The sequence below is a fragment of the Sorangium sp. So ce204 genome (assembly GCF_051526795.1).
GTDB classification, from domain to species: Bacteria; Myxococcota_A; Polyangia; order Polyangiales; family Polyangiaceae; genus Sorangium; species Sorangium cellulosum_B.
Genome location: NZ_CP150317.1, coordinates 2561697 through 2585282 on the forward strand (window position 1 = coordinate 2561697; position 23586 = coordinate 2585282).

Sequence of the window (23586 nt, forward strand, 5' to 3'; positions counted from 1 at the left end):
GTATGAGCAAGTTCGCCCTGAACACCGCGCTTCCCCGCTACCTGCGCACCGAGAAGGAGCGCATCGAGAAGATCGCCCGGGACTACGGGCTCGACTTCTTCCCCGTCATCTTCGAGATGCTGACGTACGATCAGATGAACGAGATCGCCGCGTACGGCGGCTTCCCGAGCCGCTACCCGCACTGGCGGTTCGGCATGGAGTACGAGCAGCTCTCGAAGAGCTACGAGTATGGCCTCTCGAAGATCTACGAGATGGTCATCAACAACAACCCTTCGTACGCCTACCTCCTCGAGGGCAACTCGCTCACCGACCAGAAGCTCGTCATGGCGCACGTGTACGCGCACGTCGACTTCTTCAAGAACAACTTCTGCTTCCGGTCCACCGATCTCGACCATCGCGGCCCGATCCTCGACCCGGTGCGGAAGAGCGACGCCTACGATCCGGACCGCAAGTGGATCGACAAGATGGCGAACCACGGCGCGCGCGTGTCGCGCCACATCGAGCGCTACGGCATCAACAAGGTCGAGGCGTTCGTCGACCACTGCCTCTCGCTCGAGAACCTGATCGACCCGTGGGCCCCGTTCACCGGCCGTCCTGTGGTCAAGGAGGACGAGGAGCCCACGGAGGAGCCGATGGACACCTACAAGCTCCGGGCCAAGGAGTACATGGACTCCTTCATCAACCCGGAGGAGATCCTCGCGGCGCAGCGGAAGAAGCGGCAGGACCAGAAGAAGCCGGAGCGCAAGGTGCCGGAGCGCCCGGAGCGCGACGTGCTCAAGTTCCTGATCGACCACGCGCCGCTCGATCGGTGGGAGCGCGACGTGCTCGAGATCATCCGCGAGGAGACCTACTACTTCGTCCCGCAGCGCCAGACGAAGATCATGAACGAGGGGTGGGCCTCGTACTGGCACTCGAAGATGATGACCGAGAAGGTCCTCGATGCGTCGGAGATCATCGACTACGCCGAGAACAACGCCGGTGTCATGGCGACGGCGCCGGGGCGCTTCAACCCCTACAAGGTCGGCGTGGAGCTCTATCGCTACATCGAGGAGCGATGGAACAAGGGCCGCTTCGGCCGCGAGTGGGAGGAGTGCGCGGACCTCGACGCGAAGCGCACGTGGGACATGCGGCTTGGCCTCGGCCGCGAGAAGATCTTCCAGGTGCGCGCGCTCTACAACGACGTGACCTTCATCGACGAGTTCCTGACGCCGGAGTTCGTGATCGAGCAGAAGATGTACACGTTCGGCTTCTCGGGGCGGAACGACAGGTTCGAGATCGAGAGCCGCGAGTTCAAGGAGGTGAAGGAGAAGCTCCTCTTCCAGCTGACGAACTTCGGCGACCCGTACATCCGTGTCGTCGACGCCAACTATGGCAACCGGGGAGAGCTCCTGCTCGAGCACGTGCACGGCGGCTTCGACCTTCGCGCCGACTACGCGCGCGAGACGCTCGTGGCGCTCGTCCGGTGCTGGAAGCGGCCGGTCGGCGTGGCGACGAAGATGGATAACAAGCCTGTGCTGCTCCGGTACGACGGCAAGGAGCACGCGATGACCCCGTACAAGCTGTGAGCGCCTGCGGAGCGATCCGCCGGCTCGGCGTCCTGCTCGCGCTCGCCGGCTGCGCCCCGGCGGCGCCGGCGTCGCGCTCGCCGGCGCCGCGACCCTCGGCGGAGGCCCCTGCGCCGCCTGCCCGGCTCGATCCGACGGCGAACACGGCGCCCGCGCCGCCTCCGGGGAGCGGCGCTGCCCCGGGCGCGGCGGGCGCGCCGGTCGGCTCGGGCGTCCCGCTCGACGCGCCGTCCACAAGCGAGGCCGCGGCGGCGAGCCCTCCTCCGCGCGTCGCGCGCGGCACCGGCACGCCGGCGGACAGGAAGCTCGAAGAGGGCGACGCCGCCTATGCGAGCGGCGATTTCGCCGCTGCCGAGAGGGCCTATCGCGCGGCCGCGCGGCTCGACAAGAAGGACGCGGCGGCGATCGTCGGCGCCCAGCGCGCGGCGATCGCCAGGGCAGGCGTGTCCACCGACTACAACGGGGCGCCGGGCGACAGGACGCTGCTCGCCGCGCTCCCGGAGCTGAAGCGCGCGGTGACGCTCGAGCCCGACCACGCGCTCGCGCACCTCGAGCTCGGCCGCGCGCTCCTCGTCCTCGGCCGGGCCGACGCGGCGCTCGGTGAGCTGACACGTGCCGCGGAGCTCGCCCCGAGCGACGCCGAGGCGCACTCCGCGCTCGGCGTCGCGCACCTCGCGCTCGGCGACCTGCAGGACGCTGTCCGTGAGCTGACGCGGGCGGCGGAGCTCGCCCCCGGGGACGCGGAGCGGCAGGCGAACCTCGGGACAGCGCTCCTGGCCGCAGGGAGGACGTCCGACGCGATCCGCGCTTACGAGCGCGCCGCGAGGCTCTCGCCAGCGGACGCGCGGCTGCAGAACGACCTCGGGACGGCGCTCCTCGCCGCGAACGATCCCGCGCGCGCCGTTCCGCACCTCGAGGCGGCCGTGGCGCGCGATCCGGCGCGCGCCACCTACCGATCGAACCTCGGGTATGCGCACCACCTCCGCGGCGACTCGCAGAAGGCGACCGCGCTCTACCGCGAGGCGCTCAAGCTCGACGACAAGCTCGGGAGCGCCTGGATCAACCTCGGCAACGCCCTTGCGCAGTCGGGCCAGCTGAAGGACGCGCGCGCAGCGTACGAGAAGGCGCGCGCCGTCGACCCCACGGATCCGCGCGTGAAGGCGGTGATGGACGAGCTCGACGCCATCGAGCGGCGCGGCGCTCCGCCGCGGTGATGCCGAGGCGCCGGTCGCGCGCGCTACAGCGGCGCTGTGCGGCGCGAGCCCGCGATCAGGCGCCCGCCGCGCGGTGCGCTCGGGAGGCGGCGCGCTGCAGCGCCGGACAGCGCGACGGCGAACTCGGGCGGCCCGCATGGATGATTGTCAAGATCAATCGTTGCCATGTCCGGCCTCGCGCGTTTTTCGCCGCTCGCACCGCTTGCGCAGCTCGCGCCGCTCGCGGCGAAGGTGAGGGTGCTCGGTCGAGCGGCGCCCAGCCGCAGGACGAGGGCTGCGGGACCATCGATGTTGCGACGCGCTCCCGGACGCCTGACGACACCCGGCGCCAGCCGCGAGCGCTCGCCCGGCGTGGGGCTCGTCGCGGAGCTGCCTCGAGACGCCGACTCCCGCGCGAGAGGGCCGCATACCGAATCCGCGCCCGAGAGACGCACTCGGCCCCGGCGCGCGATGGGCCACGTGGTAGGTGGGCGCACGGATCTCCTCGCACTCCCGCGGCGACTCGCCGGACCACACGATGTCTGAGCGCACCTCCGCCGCGCGCAGGAAGGGGTTGACAGCAGCGACGCACTTTCGATTACCTCTCTTCTGCTGCTCCAAATGGTCTGATGGTCAACGACCGTGCGCCCCGCCGAGGCGGCGGGGAGCACATGTGTAGCGAATTACAAATGGCGCCGCCGGCGCGGGTGCTCTGTGGACAAAATGTCTGCCTGTCGTGGTGACCCACGAACATCGCGTGCTGAGGCAAGCGGAGCCCGTTTCACCCGGATAAGCGCGCAACGACCGAACGGAGCCGCCGACCAGCAGGCGGCGCCCTACATCGGTTCACCTGGTCATGGGACCAGTGATCGTCGATAAATGCGAGCTGTATCACAGAAAGTATGCGGCGCGGTGGCATGCCTGGTGCAACCGGCCGGGCGGTCGCTGACGTTTCTGCCGCGTGAAGGCCCGGATGGCGCTCGCTGGAAACCTCGCGATGCACTCGACGGGGCACCCCGAACCCGGGTAACCTCGTTCGTGCCTCACTTGTCAACCAACCCCCGAGGCTTTGATGTCCGTTTCCAAGCAGGCCGACATAGCTCCGACCTTGCGACCGCCGCCCGCGTTACCGGCGGACGGCATGGTCATTTCCGCGAACTTCTCGGTCGGTGGCTTCAGTAAACGGTGGAACCACTGTCATCAGCTAGCCAATTTCCTCGCGAGGTACGCGAGCGCCAATGAGGATGACCCCGAGCGCCACGCGACCTTGCTCTCGACGTTCTTCAACGAATTGCTGGAAGCGATATACCGGAATCACGGCTCCACCGGCGAGATCAAGATGCGGTTCCGCAAGAAGCAGAACCACATCCTCGTCGAGGCGGAGGTCCCGATCAACGAGCAGAGCGCCAAGTTCTACAACCACGCTGTCCAGCTGGCCAATCAGCCGGATCCGATGGCCTGGTATCGAGAGCAGCTCGAGCACGACGTTCCGGATGATGACGCTCAGGCGCTCGGGCTGCTCGAACTCGCGGTCGTCTACGGCTCGAAGCTCAGTATCTCCGAACCCACGAACGGGGACTGGCTCCTTCTGGCGATTCAGTTCCCGTTCACTGAGGTAGAAGAACTATGACAGCTCCGATCGGTCGCGAATCCGCCGTACCGCCCTCGTCTGCGAGCGGCCTCCCTTCGTGGCGCTCGCAGGTGACCTTCAGCATGCGCGTCGACCAGACCGACCAGGAGGTTGCGCTCTCGGGCATGCTGCGGCCGTTCGGTGCCGATCAGATGAGGGCCATCCGCGGCACGCTGGAGACCGCGGCCAAGAACGCGAGCGGCGAGCTCTGCCTGGACTTCAAGCGGCTCAAGTACATGAACAACGTGGCATTCCTGGAGATAAACAGGTTTGTCCGTTGGGCCGTCGAGGCTCGTCCGAACCTGAAGATCAGGCTGATCATCTCCAGCGTCATCCCCTGGGCGATCCGCAAGTTCCAGGTCATCGCGGAGATCTACTCGAGCGTCTCCGTCGAGATCTACGACGTCGCGTTCTACCCGAGCCAGGGGATGCTCGAAGATGCCGAGTTCATCGACGTCCTCCGCCTCCAGGAGCGCATCATCTGGGAGCACGAGAAGACGGGGCTGACGAACCACGGCCTCTACCCGGGGATGAAGATCGCCGACATCGCGTGCGGCTTCGGCGACTTCGCGATCTTGCTCCAGAAGGAGTTCAAGCCGGAGCACGTCGTCGGGGTCGATCACTCCCGGCCCGCGCTCCGCTACGCGCAGGACCACGTGCGGCGGCTCGGGCTGGAGAACGTCGAGTATCAGTACGGCGACGCCGCGGCGCTGCTCCTGCCGGACAACTCGTTCGACTTCGTGTCTTGCCGTCTGTCTCTCCAGGTCTTTCCGCAGCCCGAGCGCATCATGCAGGAGCTCTATCGCATCTGCAAGCCGGGCGGCCGGATCTACATCACGAACGAGCTCCTGTCGTGCGCGTACGGCTATCCGGAGCAGGACCTCATCCGCGCGACCTACAAGCGGTTCGTCGAGCTCGGCAGGTCGATCGGGATGGATCTCGATACGGGGATAAAGACGCGGCAGATCATGGGAGAGGCGGGCCTCGAGGACATCCGCGTCAACCTGATCGACATCAACAACATGAACACGGACTGCTTCGACTTCGCGCGCGTCGTCGAGTGCTGGATCTCGGTGACCGCCAACATGGCCCGGACCGCCGGCGCCCCGCCGGACTACCACGCCGAGCTGAGCACCGGGCTTCGCGCTCACATGGCGGCGATCACGCACCCGCACGGCCTCGCCTCGTGGCCGATCTACGCCGGCTCGGGCCGCAAGCCGATGCGGGTCATGTGAGGGGAGAGACCGGGTCGTCATGCTCCGCCGCGTCGTGATGCCGATCGAGTGGCCCAGGGCCGTGCCGTTAGGAGATTGCCAGCCGTGAGCGTTCAACCTCGGAACTCTGGCGAACAGCGGCCTCAGAGCCTGCTCTTCAGGTTCAGGAAGTTCAGCACCAAGATCATCTTCGTGACGGGCGTGAGCGTCCTGCTCGGCGCCGTGTGGAACGTCGTCGTCGGGCGGCAAGGCATCCACCGGCTGAGCAGCGAGGCCGCCGCCGAGATCGAGGCGGGCCTCAACTCGGCGAACCGCGAGTACCTCACCAATCACCTGGAGGACAAGGCCACTCACGTCAACCTCAGGCTCGGCGAGGCGTACAGGGATCTCCAGACCCTCGCCGGCGTCTTGCAGATCGTGATCGATCGCGAGGAGGACGTCGCCCCGTTCCTGCGGACGGCCGCCGACTTCCCGTATTTCCGCGATCAGATGAAGTACAACCCGAAGGGGAACTGGTACCAGAACGATCCTAGCGAGCCGAGCGTCGTCAGCGTCTGGGGCTACATGGGGAAGGACGGGACGATCCTGCCCGAGGTCCAGCGGGCCGTCGACGAGACGGCGTTTCTCGACCTGATCATGCCCGCGTTCGGCAAGTACGGCGCCGACAAGCTTCAGATCTATTACGTCGGCCCTGAGGACAAGCCGTATGTGCGGCTGACGCCGTACACGGAGCTGGCGTCGACGTTCGACAAGCTGTATCCGGGGCACAACGACCAGGGGTGGTACAAGTTCTTCTTCCCCGGCATCGCCGAGAGCTGGAACGAGTGGGCGAAGGACCCGGCCGGGCTGGGCGCGCACCCGGATCAGACCACGGTCACGGCGCCGTACGACGACGCGGCGGGCGGCGGCATCGTGATGACGGCGTTCCACCCGCTCTGGGCGAAGGACCGCAAGAGCTTCGTGGGGTCCGTCGGGCTCGATCTCACGCTCGCGCAGCTCATCGAGTCGATCAAGGACGTCAAGCTGGCCACCGCGGGCTTCGCCTTCCTGGCGCAGGCGGACGGGAACGTCTTCGCGGTCAACGAGCTCGGCGCGAAGACGCTGCGGCTGCGCACGGACGCGGGCGCCGGTCAGAACTCCGGCGTCGGCATGCTGCAGCGGTTCTTCAAGGACAGCGAGGACCCGGGGGTCTCTGGCATCGTCCTTCCGAACGATGATAAAGTCGACTACCGGGAGATGGTGATATCGGGCGAGACGTACATCATCGCCCTCCAGCGGCTCGCGCCGGTGAACGGCTGGGCCGGGCCGGACGCGCGCGTGGCCAAGGAGCGGTGGACGATGGGCTTCGTCGTCCCGAAGAAGGAGATGTACGCCTCGCTCCTCGCGGCGCAGAAGAGCATCGAGAAGAGCAGGACGGTGATCGTCGGGACCCAGGTCCTCATCACGATCGCCTCGTTCCTCGTGCTCATGCTGGGCGTCTACCTGATCTCCCGCAAGATGACGGGCGCCCTGGTCGCGCTCTCGACCGGCGCGACGCGGATGCGCGAGGGCGATTACGGCGTTCGCATCGACGTGAACTCCGCGGACGAGATCGGGCAGCTCGGCGTCGCGTTCAACGAGATGGCGAGCGAGATCGAGGCCTACACGAACAACCTCGAGGAGCTCGTCGGCGAGCGGACGAGGGCCCTCGAGAAGGCGAACGAGGAGATCAGCGAGCTGAACGCGAAGCTCGCCCAGGAGAACATCCGGCTCGGCGCCGAGCTGAACGTCGCGCGGCAGCTCCAGCTCATGGTGCTCCCCGCGCCGAGCGAGCTCCAGGAGATCCCGGGCCTCGACATCGCGGGCTACATGGCCCCTGCCGACGAGGTCGGCGGGGACTACTACGACGTGCTCCGGAGCGACGGGCTCGTCAAGATCGGCATCGGCGACGTCACCGGCCACGGGCTGGAGAGCGGCGTCTTGATGCTGATGGTCCAGACGGCCGTCCGGACGCTGCTCGCGGCCAACGAGCGGGATCCGAAGAAGTTCCTGAGCATCGTCAACAAGGTCATCTACCAGAACATCCAGCGCATCCGATCGGACAAGAACCTGTCCTTGACCCTGCTCGACTACAGCGACGGCGAGCTCCAGCTCACCGGTCAGCACGAGGATCTCATCATCGTCCGGAAGGACGGGACCCTCGATCGTGTCGAGACCATGGGGCTCGGGTTGCCGATAGGCATCGACCTGGATATCAGCGATTTCATCGGTAGCATCGAGGTGAAGCTGGAGGCCGGGGACGTCGTGACGCTCTTCAGCGACGGCATCACCGAGGCGGAGGACTCTTCAGAGGAGCAGTACGGAATCGACCGTCTGTGTCAGGTGATCTCGCGGAACCACGAAAGAACCTCGCGGGAGATCAAGGACGCTATCATCGAGGACGTCTTGGCGCACGTAGGCTACAACAAAATCCATGATGACATTACTGTACTTGTCATTAAGAGGGTATGAGCAAGGGGGAGACTGGGCATTACCATGAGCGAAATCATCGGCGTCTACTCTTTAGACGATTCGTTCAGCGAACACATGTCGCTGACGTTGTACCCCGACTCGTTCGCGGTGAGATGGAGCCTTTGTAACCTGACGGCCAATTTCATGGCCGAGTACTTCGGCGAGCTCTTTCCGGAGATAGACGGCGAGGACAGGCTCATCAGCCGAGACGAGGTCTCAGGCGCCATCGGGTACGTGCTGAACGAACTGGTTGAGAACGCCGTCAAGTTCAATCAGCACGGTGACATCACGGTGACCGTGGGTATCGGGCGTGAGGACCTGGTGTGCCTCGTCAGCAACCAGATCACGAACGCCGCCGTCCCCTCGCTTCGTGAGAAGCTCCTAGAGCTCACACAGGAGGACCCTGGGGAGCTCCTGCGTCGGCAGGCGGAGGCGAACGCCGAAGACGCGGAGAACGCCGGGTCGGGGCTCGGGTATCTCATCATCATGAATGATTACGGTGTCAGTCTTGGCTGGAAGCTGGACCCGATCTCGGTCAACAGCTTCAGCATCAAGACGATGGCCAGGATTCCTATTTTGAATGAAAGGTCGAGAATGGAAATCAAAGGTGGTAACTACCGGGTTTGGTACGATCCCTCTGAGGTGGTGGTGTACCTGGAAGGAATCCTTCGTCTTGGCGGCACCACCGAGTACGCCCCGATCGAGGAGCTGCTCGACAAGGTCCTGGCCACGAACCCTCCCACCATCACACTCGACGTCAGGGCGCTGAACTTCCTGAACAGCTCCGGGATCAACGTCCTCTACAAGTTCGCGATCGCCACCAGGAAGAAGGGCGAGCTCCAGCTCATCGTCCGCGGGTCGAAGTCCATCCCGTGGCAGGGGAAGTCGCTGCCCAACCTCAAGAAGTTCAATCAGAACTTCGAGATGATACTCTGTGATTGAGATCGGATGGGTTCTTCCGTCCAACCCGAATCGCGTCCAGGTCGAGCCATGACTGCACCCAAGGACATCAGCTCGATGCACTCCAGAGGCTTCCTACAGAAGCAGAGCAATCTGGATGCCATCAGGGCGATCGTGAAGGAGCGGCAAGCGTGGAACACGTTGCTCCGCGAGGAGGGGAACTTCACAGACTTCATGGAGCGTTGCAGCGCGCTCTTGGAGTACGTCGACAAGCTGAAGCTCGACTTCGACGACCTCTCCCTGGTGCACGAGGCGATCCTGGAGCACGCGACCAGCATCGAGAACGAGCTCGAAGGGTACAACCGGGCCATCGACGACGACCTCGCGGTGGCGCGGCAGGTCCAGCGCGCCCTCCTTCCGGAGGCGAGCGGGGCCATCGCCTCCTCGTTCGACATGGCCATCTTCCACAAGCAGCTCGCCCAGGTCGGAGGAGACTACTACGACTTCTTCTACCTCCCCGGCGAGCGCCACGCGATAGGTGTTTACGATATCTCAGGTCACGGAGTATCGTCGGCGCTCATCATGGCGTTTCTGAAGGCGCAGTTCGCCCACGCTACCAAGCGGCTCGATAGCCCTGGGGCGATCGTGGACTGGGTGAACCGGAGCGCCTACTCGTTCCTCCGGGAGGTTCGCCGGTACGCGACGGTGAACTTCGTCATGTTTACTGACCGATTCCTCCGCTACGTCTCGGGCGGAGGGTACGGGCTCCTGGTCCGTCGCGGTACGCCTCGCTCGTTCAACCGGGTGAGCAACTTCATCGGTCTGCGCATCAAGCCATTTCACGAGTTCGAGCTGCCGTTCGAGGAGGATGACGTCCTCGCCTTGTACACAGACGGGATGTTCGAGGCGCAGGACGCGAGCGGGGAGATATATTCCGTGCAACGTCTCAACGAAATCGTCGTCAAGCACAGCGAGGAACCGGTGCAGGTGATCCTCGACCGGTGCATCGAGGACTACACGCGGTTCCGGGTGGCGGACGCCGACGACATCACACTGATCATCCTGCGAAGGTGCGCCTGATGAAGCCCGAGAAGAATCATTCGCAGACGTCGGTCGGTGCATCGATATATATATCTCCGATCGATCACATCACGGGCGACGTGGCCGGCCTGCTTGCGAACTTTTTGGACGCGCTTCTGGTGAGGTTCTATCCCAGACGGATCTGCCAGAAGGTCAACGTGGTGGTCACGGAGCTGGTCACCAACGTGCTCCAGCACGGGACCGAGCGTGAGAGCGAGGTGCGGCTCGATCTGAGCATCGATCCGGATCGATTGCTCATCAAGGTATCCAACCGCGTTACGCCGGAAGAGTACCGGACCGTCAAGGCGGTATTCGACGAGATCTTCGCCGCGGAGGACCCGAGAGAGCTCTTTGCCAGGACGGTGCGCGAGCGGCGCAACGATCGACGCAGGGGCGGTCTAGGGCTCATTCGGTTGACCGCCGAGAACAAATTCCATCTCTCGACGCAGTACGTCGATGGAATCCTCGTCGTCCAGGCTACTTTCCCTTGAAAAGGCTGCGTATGTTTTCCACGAAAGGTCGCGTATGAAGGCTCTCAGCTATGGAGAAATCACGGATGGCGGGCTGAGCGTCTTTCAGTCGGTCGCCCGGCTCGATGACGACAACCGCCTCGTCTTGACCTTCGAGGGCGCTATCCGGATCGACAACCCGTACCGGTACCTGTCGAGCTACCTGGACGAGCTGGCCCGAGTCCTCCCGCAGCACCCGATCACGTCCACGGTGATGGATTTCGTGAAGATGCGGTTCTGCAACTCGAACGGCTTCTACGTCATCATGGATATCGTGGACGCCGTGTACAACCTGGTGCCCGGCCGGGTGACCGTGCGGCGGATCCTCGACGATGACTGGCAGCACGAGACGCTGCCCATCCTGCTCAACCTGAACGAGGAGCACGTGGCCGCGCGGACGACGTTCGAGGACGTCAAGGAGACCTAAGCGCGGGGGTGTGGGCTGGGGAAGGCGACCGGCGATGGACACACCTGCGAACGAAGCGGACGTAGAGAGGTTCTTCGCTGTCTGTCCCGATCCGCTGTGTGTTCTGCGGAGCGATGGATCGTTTTTGCGGGTGAGCGGCGCCTGGGAGCGGACGCTCGGCCTCGGGACCGAGGATCTCGTCGGCCGGAGCCTCCTCGATCTCGTGCACCAGGACGACGTCGTCGCGACCAGGGAGCAGATGGATCGGCTCCGCCAGGGGCCCGTCACGCTCGGGCTGGAGAACCGGTGCAGGAGCAGGAGCGGCCTCTACGTCTGGCTGTCGTGGTCGATGCTCTCGGTGCCGAGCGAGGGGCTCGTGTACGGGTGGGCGCGCAACGTGGGCAAGCAGAAGCGCCTCGAGCGGGCGCTGATGCAGCGGATCGAGACCAAGATGCTTGTCGCGTCGATCTCGGCCCATTTCATCAACGTGAAGCTTTCGGACGTCGACCGCGGCTTCCACTCGGCGCTCGCGGAGCTCGGCAAGGCGCTCTGCGCCGACAGGACGAGCCTGTTCCTCCTCGCGGAGGACGGGCGGAGGTTCCTGAACACGCACGAGTGGTGCGCCGACGGGGTGTCGTCGCTGCGCGCGGAGCGGGGAGTCGTGTCCAGGGACGTGTATCCGTGGCTCGTCGAGCGGCTGTTCCGCCTCGAGGTGTGCGACGTGCCGCGCGTGGCCGATCTGCCGGAGGAGGCAGCGAGCGAGCGGCGGGCCTTCACGGAGCTCGGGATCGCCTCGCTCGTCCGGATGCCTGCAGCGTACGCGGGGCGGCTCGTGGGCGTCGTGGGGCTCGACGCGGTGCGATCGACGCGCGCGTGGGACAAGAGCGTCCGGGCGCTGCTCCAGGTCATCGGCGAGATGTTCGCGATCACGCTGGAGCGCATGCGCGCCGAGGAGTCGCTCCGCGCGGTGGTCGAGCAGCAGGAGTCGATGCGCGCGGTGATCTCGCGGCAGGAGTCCGCGATCGAGACGCTGTCGACGCCGATCATCCAGGTCTCGGACAGCGTGCTCGTGCTGCCGCTCGTCGGCAGCATCGATCGCCACCGGGCGACAGAGATCACGGAGAAGCTGCTGCGCACGATCGTCGAGACGAAGTCGCGCTACGCGATCGTCGAGGTGACGGGGGTCGAAGAGGTCGACTCCACGACGGCGCAGCACCTCATCAGCATGCTCCAGACGATCGAGCTGCTCGGCGCGCAAGGGGTCGTGGCCGGGGTCCAGCCGCAGGTGGCGCAGACGGCCTCGTCGCTGGGCGTCGAGCTGTCGTCCGTCCAGGTGCACCGGGACCTCCAGGAGGCGCTGAGGTGGTGCATCCGGGAGCTCCGGGCAGACCGGGGATCGGAGAAGCGGCGGCGGGGACGGCGGTAGATCCAGGTTGCACCTCCCCCGGGGAGCGAATATTTCGTACACGAAGCATCGTGACAGCGACCCTGCCGCCGCCCGAGAGGCCGGAGATCGACGCCATCGTGGAGATGATCATCTATCTCTACACGGAGTCGCGCAGGCTCACGAAGGGCATGGCGAGCGGATTCGGCCTCACCGGGCCACAGCTCACCATCCTCAAGCTGCTCGAGTCGTTCCAGGATCTCTCGCTGTCCACGCTGTCGGAGCGCATCCGGGCGCAGAACAGCACGGTGACCGGGATCGTCGATCGCATGGAGCGAGAGGGGCTCGTCCGCCGCGAACGCTCGAAGGCCGACCGGCGCGTCGTCCACATCCGGCTCAGCGAGAAGGGGGCGCGGCTCGCCCGCGAGATCCAGGTCGAACCGATGGAGATCTTCCGCAGCGCGCTGCTGAGCTTGAGCCCGACCGATCTGCGCGATCTGCTCCGGATCCTGACGAAGCTGCAGAAACAGGTGGTCTCGCGGGTCGGACAGAGCCGGACAGAAGAAGAGCGACGGCGCTGAAGACGCGAAAGGGAGGCAGGGGGCATGAGAGAGAAGCCGACGTTCACCGGGGAACCGAGGGATCCGAACGGACGAGATCCCGATATCTGCGTGGTGACCTGCGCGCTGACAGGGGTGCTCGCCGGCCGCAAGCAGTGCCCGGCCATCCCCTATACGCCGGTCGAGATCGCCGAGGAGGCGAAGCGGGCCTACGACGCAGGGGCGGCGGCGGTGCACATCCACGCGCGCAACGACGACGGATCACCGACGTTCTCTCCGGCCGTGTTCGCGCGGATCAAGGACGAGGTGCGCCAGCGCTGCCCGGTGATCCTGAACTTCTCGACGGGCACCCTCCTCGACGACGTGAGCGAGCAGTGCGCGACCCTCCGGGAGAGCCGCCCCGAGATCGCGGCGCTCAACATGGGCACCATGAACTACTCGAAGTACTCGCGCGCGCGGAAGACCTTCGATTTCGACATGGTGTTTCCCAACACGTACGCGAAGATCAGCAAGCTCCTCGGCGCCATGAACGAGGCCGGGACGAAGCCAGAGCTCGAGTGCTTCGATACGGGGCACACCCAGGGCACCTGGCCGCTCGTCGACATGGGGCTGCTCAAACCCCCGCTCCAGTTCTCGTTCATCGTCAACGTGCTGGGCGGCATCCCCGCGCACGTGGAGTCGCTCCAGCTCCAGACCAGGATCATGCCTCCCGGCTCGGAGTGGGAGGTGATCGGGATCAGCCACGGGCAGTGGAGGATGCTGGCGGCGGCGCTCGTGCTCGGCGGCAACGTGCGGTGCGGGCTCGAGGACCACTTCTACCTGCCGAGCGGCGAGATGGCGCGCAGCAACGGAGAGCTCTGCGAGGTGGCCGTGCGCATGGTGCGCGACGTCGGCCGCAGGCCGGCGACGGTCGAGGAAGCCCGGCAGATCCTGGGCCTGCATGACGGCGGCGCGGCAGGAGCGGCAGGAGGGGCGGCCCCGTGACGGAGCGCGCGTACACGGTCATCCAGGCCTTCTCCGCGGGGGGCGTCCTCCGGCTCACGCTGAACAACCCGTGGCGCAAGAACGCGATCGGGCCGGCGATGGTGAGCGAGCTCCTCGACGCCCTCGCGGCGGGCGCGGCGGACGAGGCGGTGCGCTGCGTGGTCCTGACCGGCGCGGGCGACGCGTTCTGCGCGGGCGGGGACTTCGCGCAGATCGCGGGCGCCGAGGGGGCGCCGCCGCCCGAGATGAAGGGCGATTACGCGGACCTCCTGCTCGCCTTCGCGAACTCGAGCAAGCCGATCGTGGCGCGGGTGAACGGGCACGCGCTGGGCGGCGGGCTCGGCCTCGTCGCGGCGTCGCACTTCGCGATCGGCGCCCGCGGCGCCAAGCTCGGGACGCCGGAGATCAACGTCGGCCTGTTCCCGATGATGATCATGGCGGTGCTCCAGCGGCACGTGAGCCGGCGCAAGCTGCTGGAGATGATGCTCCTCGGGCAGCGCCTCGACGCCGACGAGGCCGCGCAGTGCGGCCTGCTCAACAAGGTGGTCGAGCCGGGCGCGCTCGACGCCGCGGTCGACGAGGTGACCTCCGCCATCGCCTCGAAGAGCCCGATCGCGGTGCGCCTCGGCCTCGAGGCGTTCGCGGCGCAGGACGATCTCGACCTCGAGTCGGCGCTGCCGCTGCTGCGCGAGCGGCTCGCCGGCTGCCTCGCGACGGACGACGCGCGGGAAGGGCTCCTGGCCTTTCTGGAGAAGCGAAGGCCCCGCTGGTCGGGCAAGTAGGCGCGCCGGGGCGCGCAGGGAGAGGTGGCCCGTGAACATGCGAGAGCTCGTGAAGGACCTCGAGGCCCGCCGGGAGCAGGTGCGGCGGATGGGCGGAGAGGAGCGCGTGGCGAAGCAGCGCGCGCGCGGGAAGATGACGGCGCGGGAGCGGCTCGCGGCGTTCTTCGACGACGGCGTGCACTTCGAGGTGGGGATGCACGGCACGCAGATGGGGCTCGCGGCCGGGCCAGACGGGAGCGACCGGCCGCCGGCGGACGCGGTGGTCTGCGGGTTCGGAAAGGTCGACGGGCGGATGGTCTGCGCGGCGGCGTACGACTTCACCGTGAAGGGCGGCAGCATCGGGCAGACGGGCGAGGAGAAGGTGACCCGCCTGCGGCAGATGGCGCTCCGCGGCCGCTGGCCCATCGTGTGGTTCATCGACTCGGGAGGGGCGCGCATCGATCCCGGCTCGATGCACCCGGACAGCATCTCGCTGTTCGCCGGCTCCGGGCACCTGTTCCGCGAGCAGGTGCACATGAGCGGCGTCGTGCCGCAGGTCGCGGCCATGGTGGGGCCCGGCGCCGCGGGCACGGCGTACATCCCGGGGCTCGCGGACTTCGTGCCGATGGTCAAGGACGTCGGCTCGCTGGCGCTCGGCGGCCCCGCGCTCGTGCGGGCGATGACGGGCGAGGACATCTCCGAGCAGGAGCTCGGCGGCAGCAAGGTGCACACGACGAAGAGCGGCGTCGGGGACGCGGAGTACCCGAGCGACGCCGAGTGCGTCGCCGCGGTGAAGCGGTACCTGTCGTTCTTCCCCTCGAGCTGCGACGAGGAGCCGCCGCGCCTGCCGGTCACGGATCCGATCGACCGGCGGGAGGAGTCGCTGCTCGACCTCCTGCCGGAGAGCCCGCGGCGCGCCTACGACATGCTGAAGCTGATCGACGCCATCGTCGATCACGGCGAGCGGTTCGACCTGAAGCCGCGGTGGGCGCGGTCGATCATCACCTGCCTCGCGCGCATCGGCGGCCAGCCGGTCGGCGTCGTGGCGAACCAGCCGACCCAGATGGGCGGCATCCTCGACGTGGACGCGTCGGACAAGGCCGCGCGCTTCATGCAGATCTGCGACGCGTTCAACATCCCGCTCGTGTTCCTGCAGGACGTGCCGGGGTTCATGATCGGCTCGAAGGTCGAGCACGAGGGGATCATCCGCCACGGGGCGAAGATGCTGCACGTCATGGCGGCGGCCACGGTGCCCAAGATCACGGTGGTCGTGCGCAAGGCGTACGGCGCGGGCTACTACGTGATGTGCGGGCGCGCGTACGAGCCGGACCTCATCGTCGGCTGGCCGACCGCGGAGATCAGCGTGATGGGGCCGGAGGGGATGCTCGGGATCGCGGCGAGGAAGATGTTCGGCGACGCGCCGCCGCCGCCGGAGGTGAAGCAGGGGATGGTCGACGCGATCCAGAAGAACATCGACGTGATGAAGGTCGCCGGCTGGGGCCTCATCGACGACGTGATCGATCCGCGGGACACCCGGAGGGCGATCGCGTGGGGGCTGGAGCTCGCGCGGAAGAAGCGGGTGGAGCGGCCGGAGAAGAAGCGGGGGATCCTTCCGGTGTAGGGCGAGCCCGGTGCGTTAGCGCGCGCGGCGGCGTTTGGGGCGCGGGGGACGGGCAGGCGAGGGCTCAGGCGCAGCGTTGGGGCCCTCCAGCTCCGCGAGGCGGCGGCGAAGGTCGTCATGGTCGGCCAGCGCGGGACCAAGGTCGGAAAGAGCGAGTAGCTGGCGTATGACGAGAGCTTCTCTGTCAGGCTGGTTTGTTCTGCGTGCGAGCGACGCGATTTCTCGAGCCTGGTGCTCCATCTTCGCTCTCATACGCTTCACTGGGCGGAATTTCGCGTCCAGAACCTGAAATCTCAGCATCATACGTAGCGCAGCATCCGCATTCTTCTCGTCTCCTAGTGCTCGGAACTCCTGAGACGCCGAGACGAGCATACTAACGGCATCGTCGATCCGCTGGATAGCCACTGCTGACATCGATGCATGCATCCGTGCCATGCTCGCGATCTGTCGATTCCCGATCGAGTCCGCCTCACGAATGGCTTCCTCAAGTCGACGGAGGGCAGCCTCGTGCTCCCCGCACTGCGTCAGAGCGACCCCTATAAGGACGCTGATCGATGCGTGCGCCTCACGATCGCCTTGCCCCTGCGCGAGAGCAGCAGTGCGCTCGAAAACCCTCAACGCCGCGTCGCTCTGCCCTGCATTGACCAAGGCGACACCGAGCTCCGCGAGTGCCAAAATGAGCCCGCGGACATCCTCGCGCGCCTCCGCTTCCTCCGCGCGCCTCTGGAGAAGAGAGAGCTGCTTTCCAGCGCGGTCCCGTGGCGTGGGCTCGACCAGTTCGGTCGTGCGGAATGGATCGACCGCCCATTCGAGCAGCGTGGCTGCAATCCCGTCGTAGGCCTCGGCCAGAGGCTCATGGACGGCGATGTCTGTCGCCCGGCCGAGCAGCTCCTCACCGAATCCGTAGCGGGCCCGCTGCGGTACTAGATGGGTTTGGAGCCCATACGGATGCTCTTCTTGCGTCCAGATGCCCTGCTCGATCCCCGCTTCAAACCACGGCTTCTGCTCCGCGAGCCAGCGCTCTGCCAGCGTCGTTTCCTCCACGATCGGGACCCGACAGACCGAAAGCCACACCCGCGGCTTCTTCCGTCCGGCCCGCTGCTCGGGCCCTGCTGCAGCGATCGATCTCGCCACGCGCTCGATCCCCTCAAGCGATTGCCGGTTCGGCGACGTCATGAGCATAACGCTGTCCGGGAGCTGAACGGTGCAGATCCCCCCTGGATCCGTGAGGCCAGTTCGGCTGTCCACGAGCACCAAGTCCGCTCGATCCACCAGCTGGGCGCGCAGCGTCTCGACAGCCCGCGCCCCCGCCCTCGTCTCGTAGAACGCTTTCCAGTCGAAGCGGGCAAGGCGGCTGTCGTACTCGGCGTCTTGGCGCCCCGCGATCATCAGGCGCAGCGAGCCGTGCCGGGGGCCGCGCTGCCCTTCCTGGATCCGCATGAGCCAGCCAGTCGCGTCTGGCGGTTCGGGGTCCTTGCGCAGCACGGCTTCCTCCCATGCCTCGAGGTAGTCGAGCACGCCTCGCGCCTCAGCGAGCTCCCGCTCAGGGACTCCGAAGAACGTATGCAGCCCCGGCGCCTCCAGATCCCAGTCCACCGCGATCACGTCGAGCGCGTGGGTGTCCGCGAGCCGATACGCAACGTTCGCGAGGGCCATGGTCCGCCCTACGCCGCCCTTGTAGGCGTAGAACGTGACCACCCGGCGATCCGCGTGGGTGATGCTCAACGGAACGCCTCCGGAGGCGCGGGAGACAACCGCGGGGGCAGCTGCGGATCCATCGCGGAAAGGGCGGCCCAGTCCGGCAGCGCAGGCTCCCTGCGATCCCCGCTCGCTTGGAGGACCAGCGGCGCGGTGCCCGTCATCACGCCGCCGATGCAGATGGACTGGAGTCCGCTACGCGGCAACAGGCGTCGCGCGGCTGCCACCAACGATCGGTCGTGCGCTGCCGGGGGTTGCTCCGCCTTTTTCTCGAGCCGAGCGAGCGTCGCGAGGAGCGCCCCCAGGGCCTCGCGGGCGACCGGTTCGCCTCCACCCCGGTCGAGACCGTTGATGAGTATACGCACGCGCGTTGCGCCTCCGTCGTCGCGCAGGACCTGCACCTCGGGCTCTGGGAGGATGCCCCGCGTGTTCCTCCGTCCCGAAGCGCCTGTACGGAGGAACGCGCGCAGTGCGCGCTCGAAGCGACAGAAGTAGCGGCATGCCGCAGCGAAACGTCCCTCCCCCTTGCGCCCGCCGAGCACGAGATCGAGCACCAATTCGTTCATGGCAAACGGATCCTCACGGAGGAGCTTCTCCACGATCTGCCTTCGAAATTCCTCAAGCAGCGGAGGCAAGTCGACCTGGACATCATCCGCGGGCAGCAGAGCGGACAGCAAGTATCCAGGCCGATCGGGGAAGCGCGCGTGAATGAAGCGGATGTACGCGTCGCGTACCTCGAAGGGATTCTTCGCGTGTGTCCGGCGACGCAACAGGAACGTGCGCAGCTCGATCAATAGGAGGGCCTGAAGCTCCAGACTTTCCGGCGAGCCCCACGTGCCAGGCGCGCGTTTCATAGTGGAGAGGCGCCGGTCGAGGTAGCCGACGGCAGCGCTGATCGGATCGCTCATGTGCTCCATCCCGCGCGAAGCGCCGCCAGCGACTCGTCAAGCCCCGGAGAGTCCATGACCCTGGTCGTGTGCACGTCCTCCGTGTACTGAAACTTCTCCGTGAGGTATCGCTCCTCGGGATATCCATCGGCGCCCGTCAGCGCGCAGACGCAATGCTTCTCCGTGGTCACGCATATGTGGTGGGTCCACTTGGGCGGATCCGGGATGCCCTTGGGTAGGATGCCGATGAGACCCTTCTGGATCATCAACAAAGGACCACACCAGGGGGCAGCGCGCAGGAGCCAGAATCCCGCGTCGTCGTCCTGTTCGCGCGCGAGAGGCCAGATCGCCTTCGCGGCCTCGTCGCAGCGGCTGCTGTCTGCGGGATGGTCGTGCAGGATGCGCTCGACCCTGCTTCGCTTCGTAGGTGGTCGCCACGTGATGGTCATGGTCCCCTCTGGCGCGTACGTTCGCCCAGAAATCCTGGATGGAGCGTCGCATCAAAGCACCCCAGCACACCTCTACGACATCAGTCGCGATCCTCCTGCTCCGGCGCCTGGCTGGCCTCGGGCTTCGGCGTCGGCACGGCTCGCGGCGCGGCCGCATAGAACGGCTCTGGTGCGCTCTTCACGCGAAGGAGCGTCGTGTTCTTGGCGTGGACGACGGCGGTATACGCATCCAGTCCGAGCCCGGTGCCCGGCTCGTTCGCGTGCAGCGTCGCCGTGACCTCGTAGAGGCCCTCGCGCTTGAACGTGTCGGCGGGGCAGACCTCCCGGAGGAGGACCGAGACGTCGGCCGATGCGCCGGGCTTCAGCGTCCTGAAGAGATCGCGCGGGATCGCCCTCGTCGGCGGGGCCGCCGTGCAAATCGTCTCGCCGTTCGGGCCGGCCACGTGGAACTCGAGCATCCGAGACCGGATGGCGACGGTCATTGCGCGCCTGCCAGCGTTCTTGGCGCTCACCCGGACGACGATCGAGCGAGGGCTCGCCGCGTCGGACCAGGGTTCGCTCGTGAGCTCCAGGCGAGGCGCGTTGGCGTCCACGATCGGCTTGCCCCGCGCACCGGCGCCGTGGTCCTTGTCCGCCGGAACGCGCTTTTCCGCGGACTCGCCAGCTGGCCTGTCCGCGGACGTCGGGGCCGCCTTGTCGTCCGTGGCCTGAGCCGCCTTGTCGTCCGTGGGCTGAGCCGCCTTGTCGTCCGTGGGTTGAGCCGCCTTGTCGCCAGGAGGCTGAGCCGTCTCGCCCGCCGGAGAGGCTGGCTCGGAGCCGCCGGCATCGTCCGCGGCCGCATCCGGGGGCAGGGCATAGCTCAGCACGACGGTGGGCGCAGCGAGGCCGGGCGCAGGGGCGAACGCCGGCGGATGGTCCGTCGACTCCGCAGCGAACGGCGCCGCCGGCGGCTTCTTCGACCACTTGGGCGGCGGACCCCAGCCGTACCAGGTCCTCACCACCGAGCCGCCCGCGAGCGCCGCCTCGTCCTTGCCGAAGCAGAGCAGGCGCGGGTCGAAATGCTCCATGTACGACTGACCGGGCGCCAGCAGCAGCGCGCGCCGCTCCGGGAAGCCGCTCGGCTTGAGCCCCGCGGGCGCGGCGCAGCGGACCGTCTTCTTCGCGCGCTTGTTCAGCGTGTCGACCTCCAGGCGCAGCAGCCGCACGTCCGCCGGGATGCGCATCGGCCGCTCCCCTTCGTTGTCGATCCGCAACGTCCACGGTCCGTGAGGCGACGGCGCGATCAGCCACAGGCGCGCCGGCGGAGGCGGCAGCGGCGGGGACTCGGGCGCCTTCTTCTTCGCGCTCGCCTTGGGCGCGCCGACGCTCGCCTTGGGCGCGGCGACCTTGCTCCCGCCGGGCGGCGGAGCGGCGCCAGCCTTCGGCCCCTCTGCGGGCACGGCGGAGCCCGGCCCTCCGGTCTGCTGCGCGGGGCTCGACTTCTCGTCCGCGAGCGCGAGCGCAGGGCTCGACGCGAGCCCCATCATGGCCGCTGCAGCAGGAGCGATCGAGGTGAACAGACAGGCGATCCGGACGAGACGTGTGCGCATGGAGGATCCGTTCGGGAGCGAACGCTTCCGCTTTCTTTCCGGGGGCGTCAACCTTAGCGTAGCCAGCGAGCCTGGCCTCCTCCGGAGCGCCCGGGCGCTCTCCCACCGCTCGAAGCGTGGTCATGCGCGGCCTGTACGCCATCGTCGACACCGACTCGCTCGCGCGCCGCGGGCTCGATCCTGCGGCCTTCGCCGAGGCCGTCCTCGACGCGCGCCCCGCGGCCATCCAGCTGCGCGACAAGCGGGGCGGGGCGGCCCAGACGCTCTCGCTGCTCCGCGCGATCCAGCCCCTGGCCGCGCGCGCGGGGGTGCCGCTGTTCGCGAACGACAGGGCGGATCTCGCGATCCTCGCCCGCTGCGACGGCGTGCACGTCGGCCAGGACGATCTCCCGGTGGCCGCGGTTCGCAGGCTGGCGCAGCGCGCTTCCGTCCCGCTGCGCGTCGGGCTCTCGACCCACACGTCCGCGCAGATCGAGGCCGCGCTCCGGGCGTCGAGCGAGCTCCGCGACGCCGGTGATTCCGGCGATTCCGTCGAGCGCCTCGACTACGTCGCCATCGGGCCGATCTTCGCGACCTCGAGCAAGGAGCGCCCCGACGCGGTGGTCGGTCTCGAGGGGCTCGCGTCGCTGTGCGCCCTGGTCGAGCGGGAGCGTCCCGGGCTCCCGGTCGTGGCGATCGGCGGCATCTCGCTGGAGAGGGCGGCCGAGGTGGGCGCGCGCTGCTCCGCCGCCGCGATCATCGCCGCGCTGCTGCCGGATCAGGGCACGCCCGCGCCGCGCGCCCTCGAGGAGGTGAGCGCGCGGGCGCGGGCGCTCCAGCAGGCGCTCGCGCTGGCGGGCGCGGGCGCGCGTGCGGCGCCGGTGGACAGGGGCGCGCGATGAGCCTCACGCTGCTCGCGGCGGCCGCCGCGGTGGCCGCGACCGTGGGCTACATGGCGTCGCGCCGCGAGCGGGAGGCGCCGGGAGGGAACGGCGGCGAGCGCGCGCGAGGCGCGCCGGCGGCGCCCCCGGGGGACGCGCCGTGGCACGAGCTGCCGCTCGCGCTCGGCGACGTGGTCCTCGCCGGGAGCGAGGAGCGCTGGCTCTCGGGCGCGATCGTCGCGCGCGAGCGGGGCGAGATCGTCGCCGCGGTGTTCCTCGCGCCCGAGGGCGGCGCGCACGGGGCGGTCGTGGCCTTCCCCGCGCCTCGGCGCGAGATCCTGTGGCTCGCGCCCGCGGCGGCCGATTCGCCGGACGAGCCGCCGGCGACGCTCGAGATCGCGGGCGCGACCATGCGGCGGCGGGCGCGGCTGCCGGCGGCGCTCGAGCGGTGCGGGCAGGGCGCGCCCCCCGTGGGCGACGCAGGGATCATCGCCCTCTACGACGGCGCCGGGCGCGACGCGGCCGTGGTGCTCGCCAGCGAGGGGCGGATCCACGCGTGGGCCGGGCGGCGCATCGAGGACGGCGGATACGAGCGGCTGGGCGGAGGCGGCGAGGGCTGACGCCGGCCCGCGCGGCGACGTGGGCGCGCGGCCCCTGTCAGCCGACGACGCTGCGCAGCTCCGCGATCAGCGACGCCATCGCGAGGCTCGGCGAGGCGTTGCGCTCGAGCTGCGCCACGGCGCGGGAGACCACGGCGTAACGCCGGGCCGACAGGCCTGCGTGGCGCGGATCGGACGTGACCGCGGCGCGGGCCTCGCGGGCGAGCGCGGCGCTCAGCGCGCGGAGGTCGTCCTTGAGGGCGCCCTTGTCGCGGTCCACCGACTCGGCGAACACGACGGCGGGCCCGAGGTCCCGGGCGGCCGCGGCCTCGAGGACACGCTTTACAAAGGCGTCGCGCGAGGCGGTCTGCTCTTCGTCGGCAAGATCGAGCGCCGTGGACGCGCTGCCGGCGGCGAGCTCGACGGCGAGGTCGTGCCGCCCCTCGGGCACGCCGCGATCGCGGAGGATGCGGCGGACGAGGGCCTCGGAGAGCGGGGCGAAGCGGACGGGCAGGGTGCGCGAGCGGATCGTGTTGAGCAGGCGGTCGCCGCGCGAGGTCAAGAGGATGAAGTGGGTGCCGGGCCGCGGCTCCTCGAGCGTCTTGAGGAACGCGTTCGCGGCGCCGACGCTGAGGTCCTCGGCGTCGCGTACGATGAACACCCGAGCGCGCCCCTCGTGGGGCGGGTAGGCGGCGCGGGCGAGCACGATGGCGCGGACCTGATCGACCGAGATCTCGGTCAGCTCGTCGCGGCTCCGGCCGATGACGGCGGCGGGGTAGAAGTTCTTCGCGACGATCTGCACGTCGGGGTGGAGCGGCGCCGCGGGGCGCCCGTCGGAGCGCGCGGCCGCGCGCCGGCACGCGTCGCAGCGCCCGCAGCCGAGCGGGTCGCCCCCGGTGCAGACGAGCGCCTGGGAGAGGGCGACGGCCGCGAGCTCCTTGCCGACGCCCGGCGGGCCCTCGAAGCGGTAGGCGTGGTGCACGCGGCCCGCCTCGAGCGCGCGAACGAGCGTGCCGACCGCGGTGTCCTGGCCGAGGATGTGGGAGAACGGCACGGCCCGCTATCTAGCACGACCCGGGGTCGACCTGGTCCCGGTCCGCGCCGCGCGCGAGGCCGCCCGGCGGCGGCTTCCTTCCCGCGCGCCGTCCCGCGCGCCGTCCCGCGCGTCTTCCCGCGCGTGATGGCGTCCTCGTCATCGTCATCGTCG

Annotated in this window: 21 protein-coding genes; 16 read left to right on the forward strand and 5 right to left on the reverse strand. The window is 68.1% G+C overall.

The annotated features are described in order from the left end of the window. Positions 1-2: 2 nt before the first annotated feature. The 14 genes from WMF22_RS09710 to WMF22_RS09775 all read left to right on the forward strand — a co-directional run bounded on the left by WMF22_RS09710 (position 3) and on the right by WMF22_RS09775 (position 16297). Positions 3-1565 carry a SpoVR family protein gene (locus WMF22_RS09710; RefSeq protein WP_437298814.1) on the forward strand — a complete coding sequence of 521 codons (1563 nt, stop codon included), beginning with the start codon at positions 3-5 and terminating at the stop codon, positions 1563-1565. After that, complete coding sequence (locus tag WMF22_RS09715; RefSeq protein WP_438035540.1) at positions 1562-2779, forward strand: tetratricopeptide repeat protein; 1218 nt, start codon at positions 1562-1564, stop codon at positions 2777-2779. The genes WMF22_RS09710 and WMF22_RS09715 overlap by 4 nt, the downstream gene beginning before the upstream one ends. A 1051-nt stretch (positions 2780-3830) precedes the next feature. After that, on the forward strand, positions 3831-4388 hold the full coding sequence (locus WMF22_RS09720) for a hypothetical protein (RefSeq protein ID WP_437298816.1): 558 nt from the start codon (positions 3831-3833) through the stop codon (positions 4386-4388). A 71-nt stretch (positions 4389-4459) separates the two neighbouring features. Continuing rightward, complete coding sequence (locus tag WMF22_RS09725) at positions 4460-5623, forward strand: methyltransferase domain-containing protein (RefSeq protein ID WP_437298817.1); 1164 nt, start codon at positions 4460-4462, stop codon at positions 5621-5623. A gap of 84 nt (positions 5624-5707) precedes the next feature. Beyond that, positions 5708-8092 carry a SpoIIE family protein phosphatase gene (locus WMF22_RS09730; protein WP_437298818.1) on the forward strand — a complete coding sequence of 795 codons (2385 nt, stop codon included), beginning with the start codon at positions 5708-5710 and terminating at the stop codon, positions 8090-8092. Positions 8093-8116: 24 nt separating this feature from the next. Beyond that, positions 8117-9034 carry a slr1658 superfamily regulator gene (locus WMF22_RS09735; protein WP_012234413.1) on the forward strand — a complete coding sequence of 306 codons (918 nt, stop codon included), beginning with the start codon at positions 8117-8119 and terminating at the stop codon, positions 9032-9034. A gap of 48 nt (positions 9035-9082) precedes the next feature. Continuing rightward, positions 9083-10072 carry a PP2C family protein-serine/threonine phosphatase gene (locus WMF22_RS09740; RefSeq protein WP_044964406.1) on the forward strand — a complete coding sequence of 330 codons (990 nt, stop codon included), beginning with the start codon at positions 9083-9085 and terminating at the stop codon, positions 10070-10072. Continuing rightward, positions 10072-10563 carry an ATP-binding protein gene (locus tag WMF22_RS09745; protein WP_231864758.1) on the forward strand — a complete coding sequence of 164 codons (492 nt, stop codon included), beginning with the start codon at positions 10072-10074 and terminating at the stop codon, positions 10561-10563. Before WMF22_RS09740 ends, WMF22_RS09745 begins: the two co-directional genes overlap by 1 nt. Before the next feature lie 34 nt (positions 10564-10597). Then, a complete protein-coding gene (locus WMF22_RS09750) occupies positions 10598-11008 on the forward strand; it encodes a hypothetical protein (RefSeq protein WP_012234416.1) in 411 nt (136 codons plus the stop codon). A 34-nt stretch (positions 11009-11042) separates the two neighbouring features. Further along, a complete protein-coding gene (locus WMF22_RS09755; RefSeq protein WP_438035541.1) occupies positions 11043-12413 on the forward strand; it encodes an STAS domain-containing protein in 1371 nt (456 codons plus the stop codon). Positions 12414-12463: 50 nt separating this feature from the next. After that, positions 12464-12952, forward strand: a complete 489-nt coding sequence (locus WMF22_RS09760) for a MarR family winged helix-turn-helix transcriptional regulator (protein WP_437716672.1) — start codon at positions 12464-12466, stop codon at positions 12950-12952. Between the two features lie 24 nt (positions 12953-12976). Continuing rightward, positions 12977-13915 (forward strand): 3-keto-5-aminohexanoate cleavage protein, encoded by a 939-nt coding sequence (locus WMF22_RS09765; RefSeq protein WP_438035542.1) that lies wholly within the window; start codon positions 12977-12979, stop codon positions 13913-13915. Then, positions 13912-14697 (forward strand): enoyl-CoA hydratase/isomerase family protein, encoded by a 786-nt coding sequence (locus tag WMF22_RS09770; RefSeq protein ID WP_438035543.1) that lies wholly within the window; start codon positions 13912-13914, stop codon positions 14695-14697. Before WMF22_RS09765 ends, WMF22_RS09770 begins: the two co-directional genes overlap by 4 nt. A gap of 37 nt (positions 14698-14734) precedes the next feature. Then, entirely contained in the window at positions 14735-16297 is a 1563-nt protein-coding gene (locus WMF22_RS09775; protein ID WP_438037247.1) for an acyl-CoA carboxylase subunit beta, read from the forward strand. Between the two features lie 15 nt (positions 16298-16312). On the opposite strand, the gene WMF22_RS09780 is transcribed toward WMF22_RS09775, so the two are convergent. The 4 genes from WMF22_RS09780 to WMF22_RS09795 form a co-directional block, all read right to left on the reverse strand. After that, positions 16313-17995, reverse strand: a complete 1683-nt coding sequence (locus WMF22_RS09780) for a KGGVGR-motif variant AAA ATPase (protein WP_438035544.1) — start codon at positions 17993-17995, stop codon at positions 16313-16315. A gap of 23 nt (positions 17996-18018) precedes the next feature. Then, positions 18019-18903, reverse strand: coding sequence for a hypothetical protein (locus WMF22_RS09785; RefSeq protein WP_438035545.1), 885 nt, complete (start codon positions 18901-18903; stop codon positions 18019-18021). Continuing rightward, positions 18900-19331: a hypothetical protein gene (locus tag WMF22_RS09790; RefSeq protein ID WP_438035546.1), complete on the reverse strand. Its 432-nt coding sequence runs from the start codon at positions 19329-19331 to the stop codon at positions 18900-18902. The genes WMF22_RS09785 and WMF22_RS09790 overlap by 4 nt, the downstream gene beginning before the upstream one ends. Positions 19332-19411: 80 nt before the next feature. Further along, a complete protein-coding gene (locus tag WMF22_RS09795) occupies positions 19412-20920 on the reverse strand; it encodes a hypothetical protein (RefSeq protein ID WP_438035547.1) in 1509 nt (502 codons plus the stop codon). Between the two features lie 122 nt (positions 20921-21042). On the opposite strand from WMF22_RS09795, the gene WMF22_RS09800 reads away from it, so the two are divergent. Beyond that, positions 21043-21801, forward strand: a complete 759-nt coding sequence (locus WMF22_RS09800) for a thiamine phosphate synthase (protein WP_438035548.1) — start codon at positions 21043-21045, stop codon at positions 21799-21801. Then, positions 21798-22400, forward strand: coding sequence for a hypothetical protein (locus WMF22_RS09805; protein ID WP_437298828.1), 603 nt, complete (start codon positions 21798-21800; stop codon positions 22398-22400). Before WMF22_RS09800 ends, WMF22_RS09805 begins: the two co-directional genes overlap by 4 nt. 37 nt (positions 22401-22437) lie before the next feature. Here WMF22_RS09805 and WMF22_RS09810 read toward each other — a convergent pair whose 3' ends face one another. Beyond that, positions 22438-23433: an ATP-binding protein gene (locus tag WMF22_RS09810; RefSeq protein ID WP_438035549.1), complete on the reverse strand. Its 996-nt coding sequence runs from the start codon at positions 23431-23433 to the stop codon at positions 22438-22440. Positions 23434-23586: the final 153 nt, after the last annotated feature.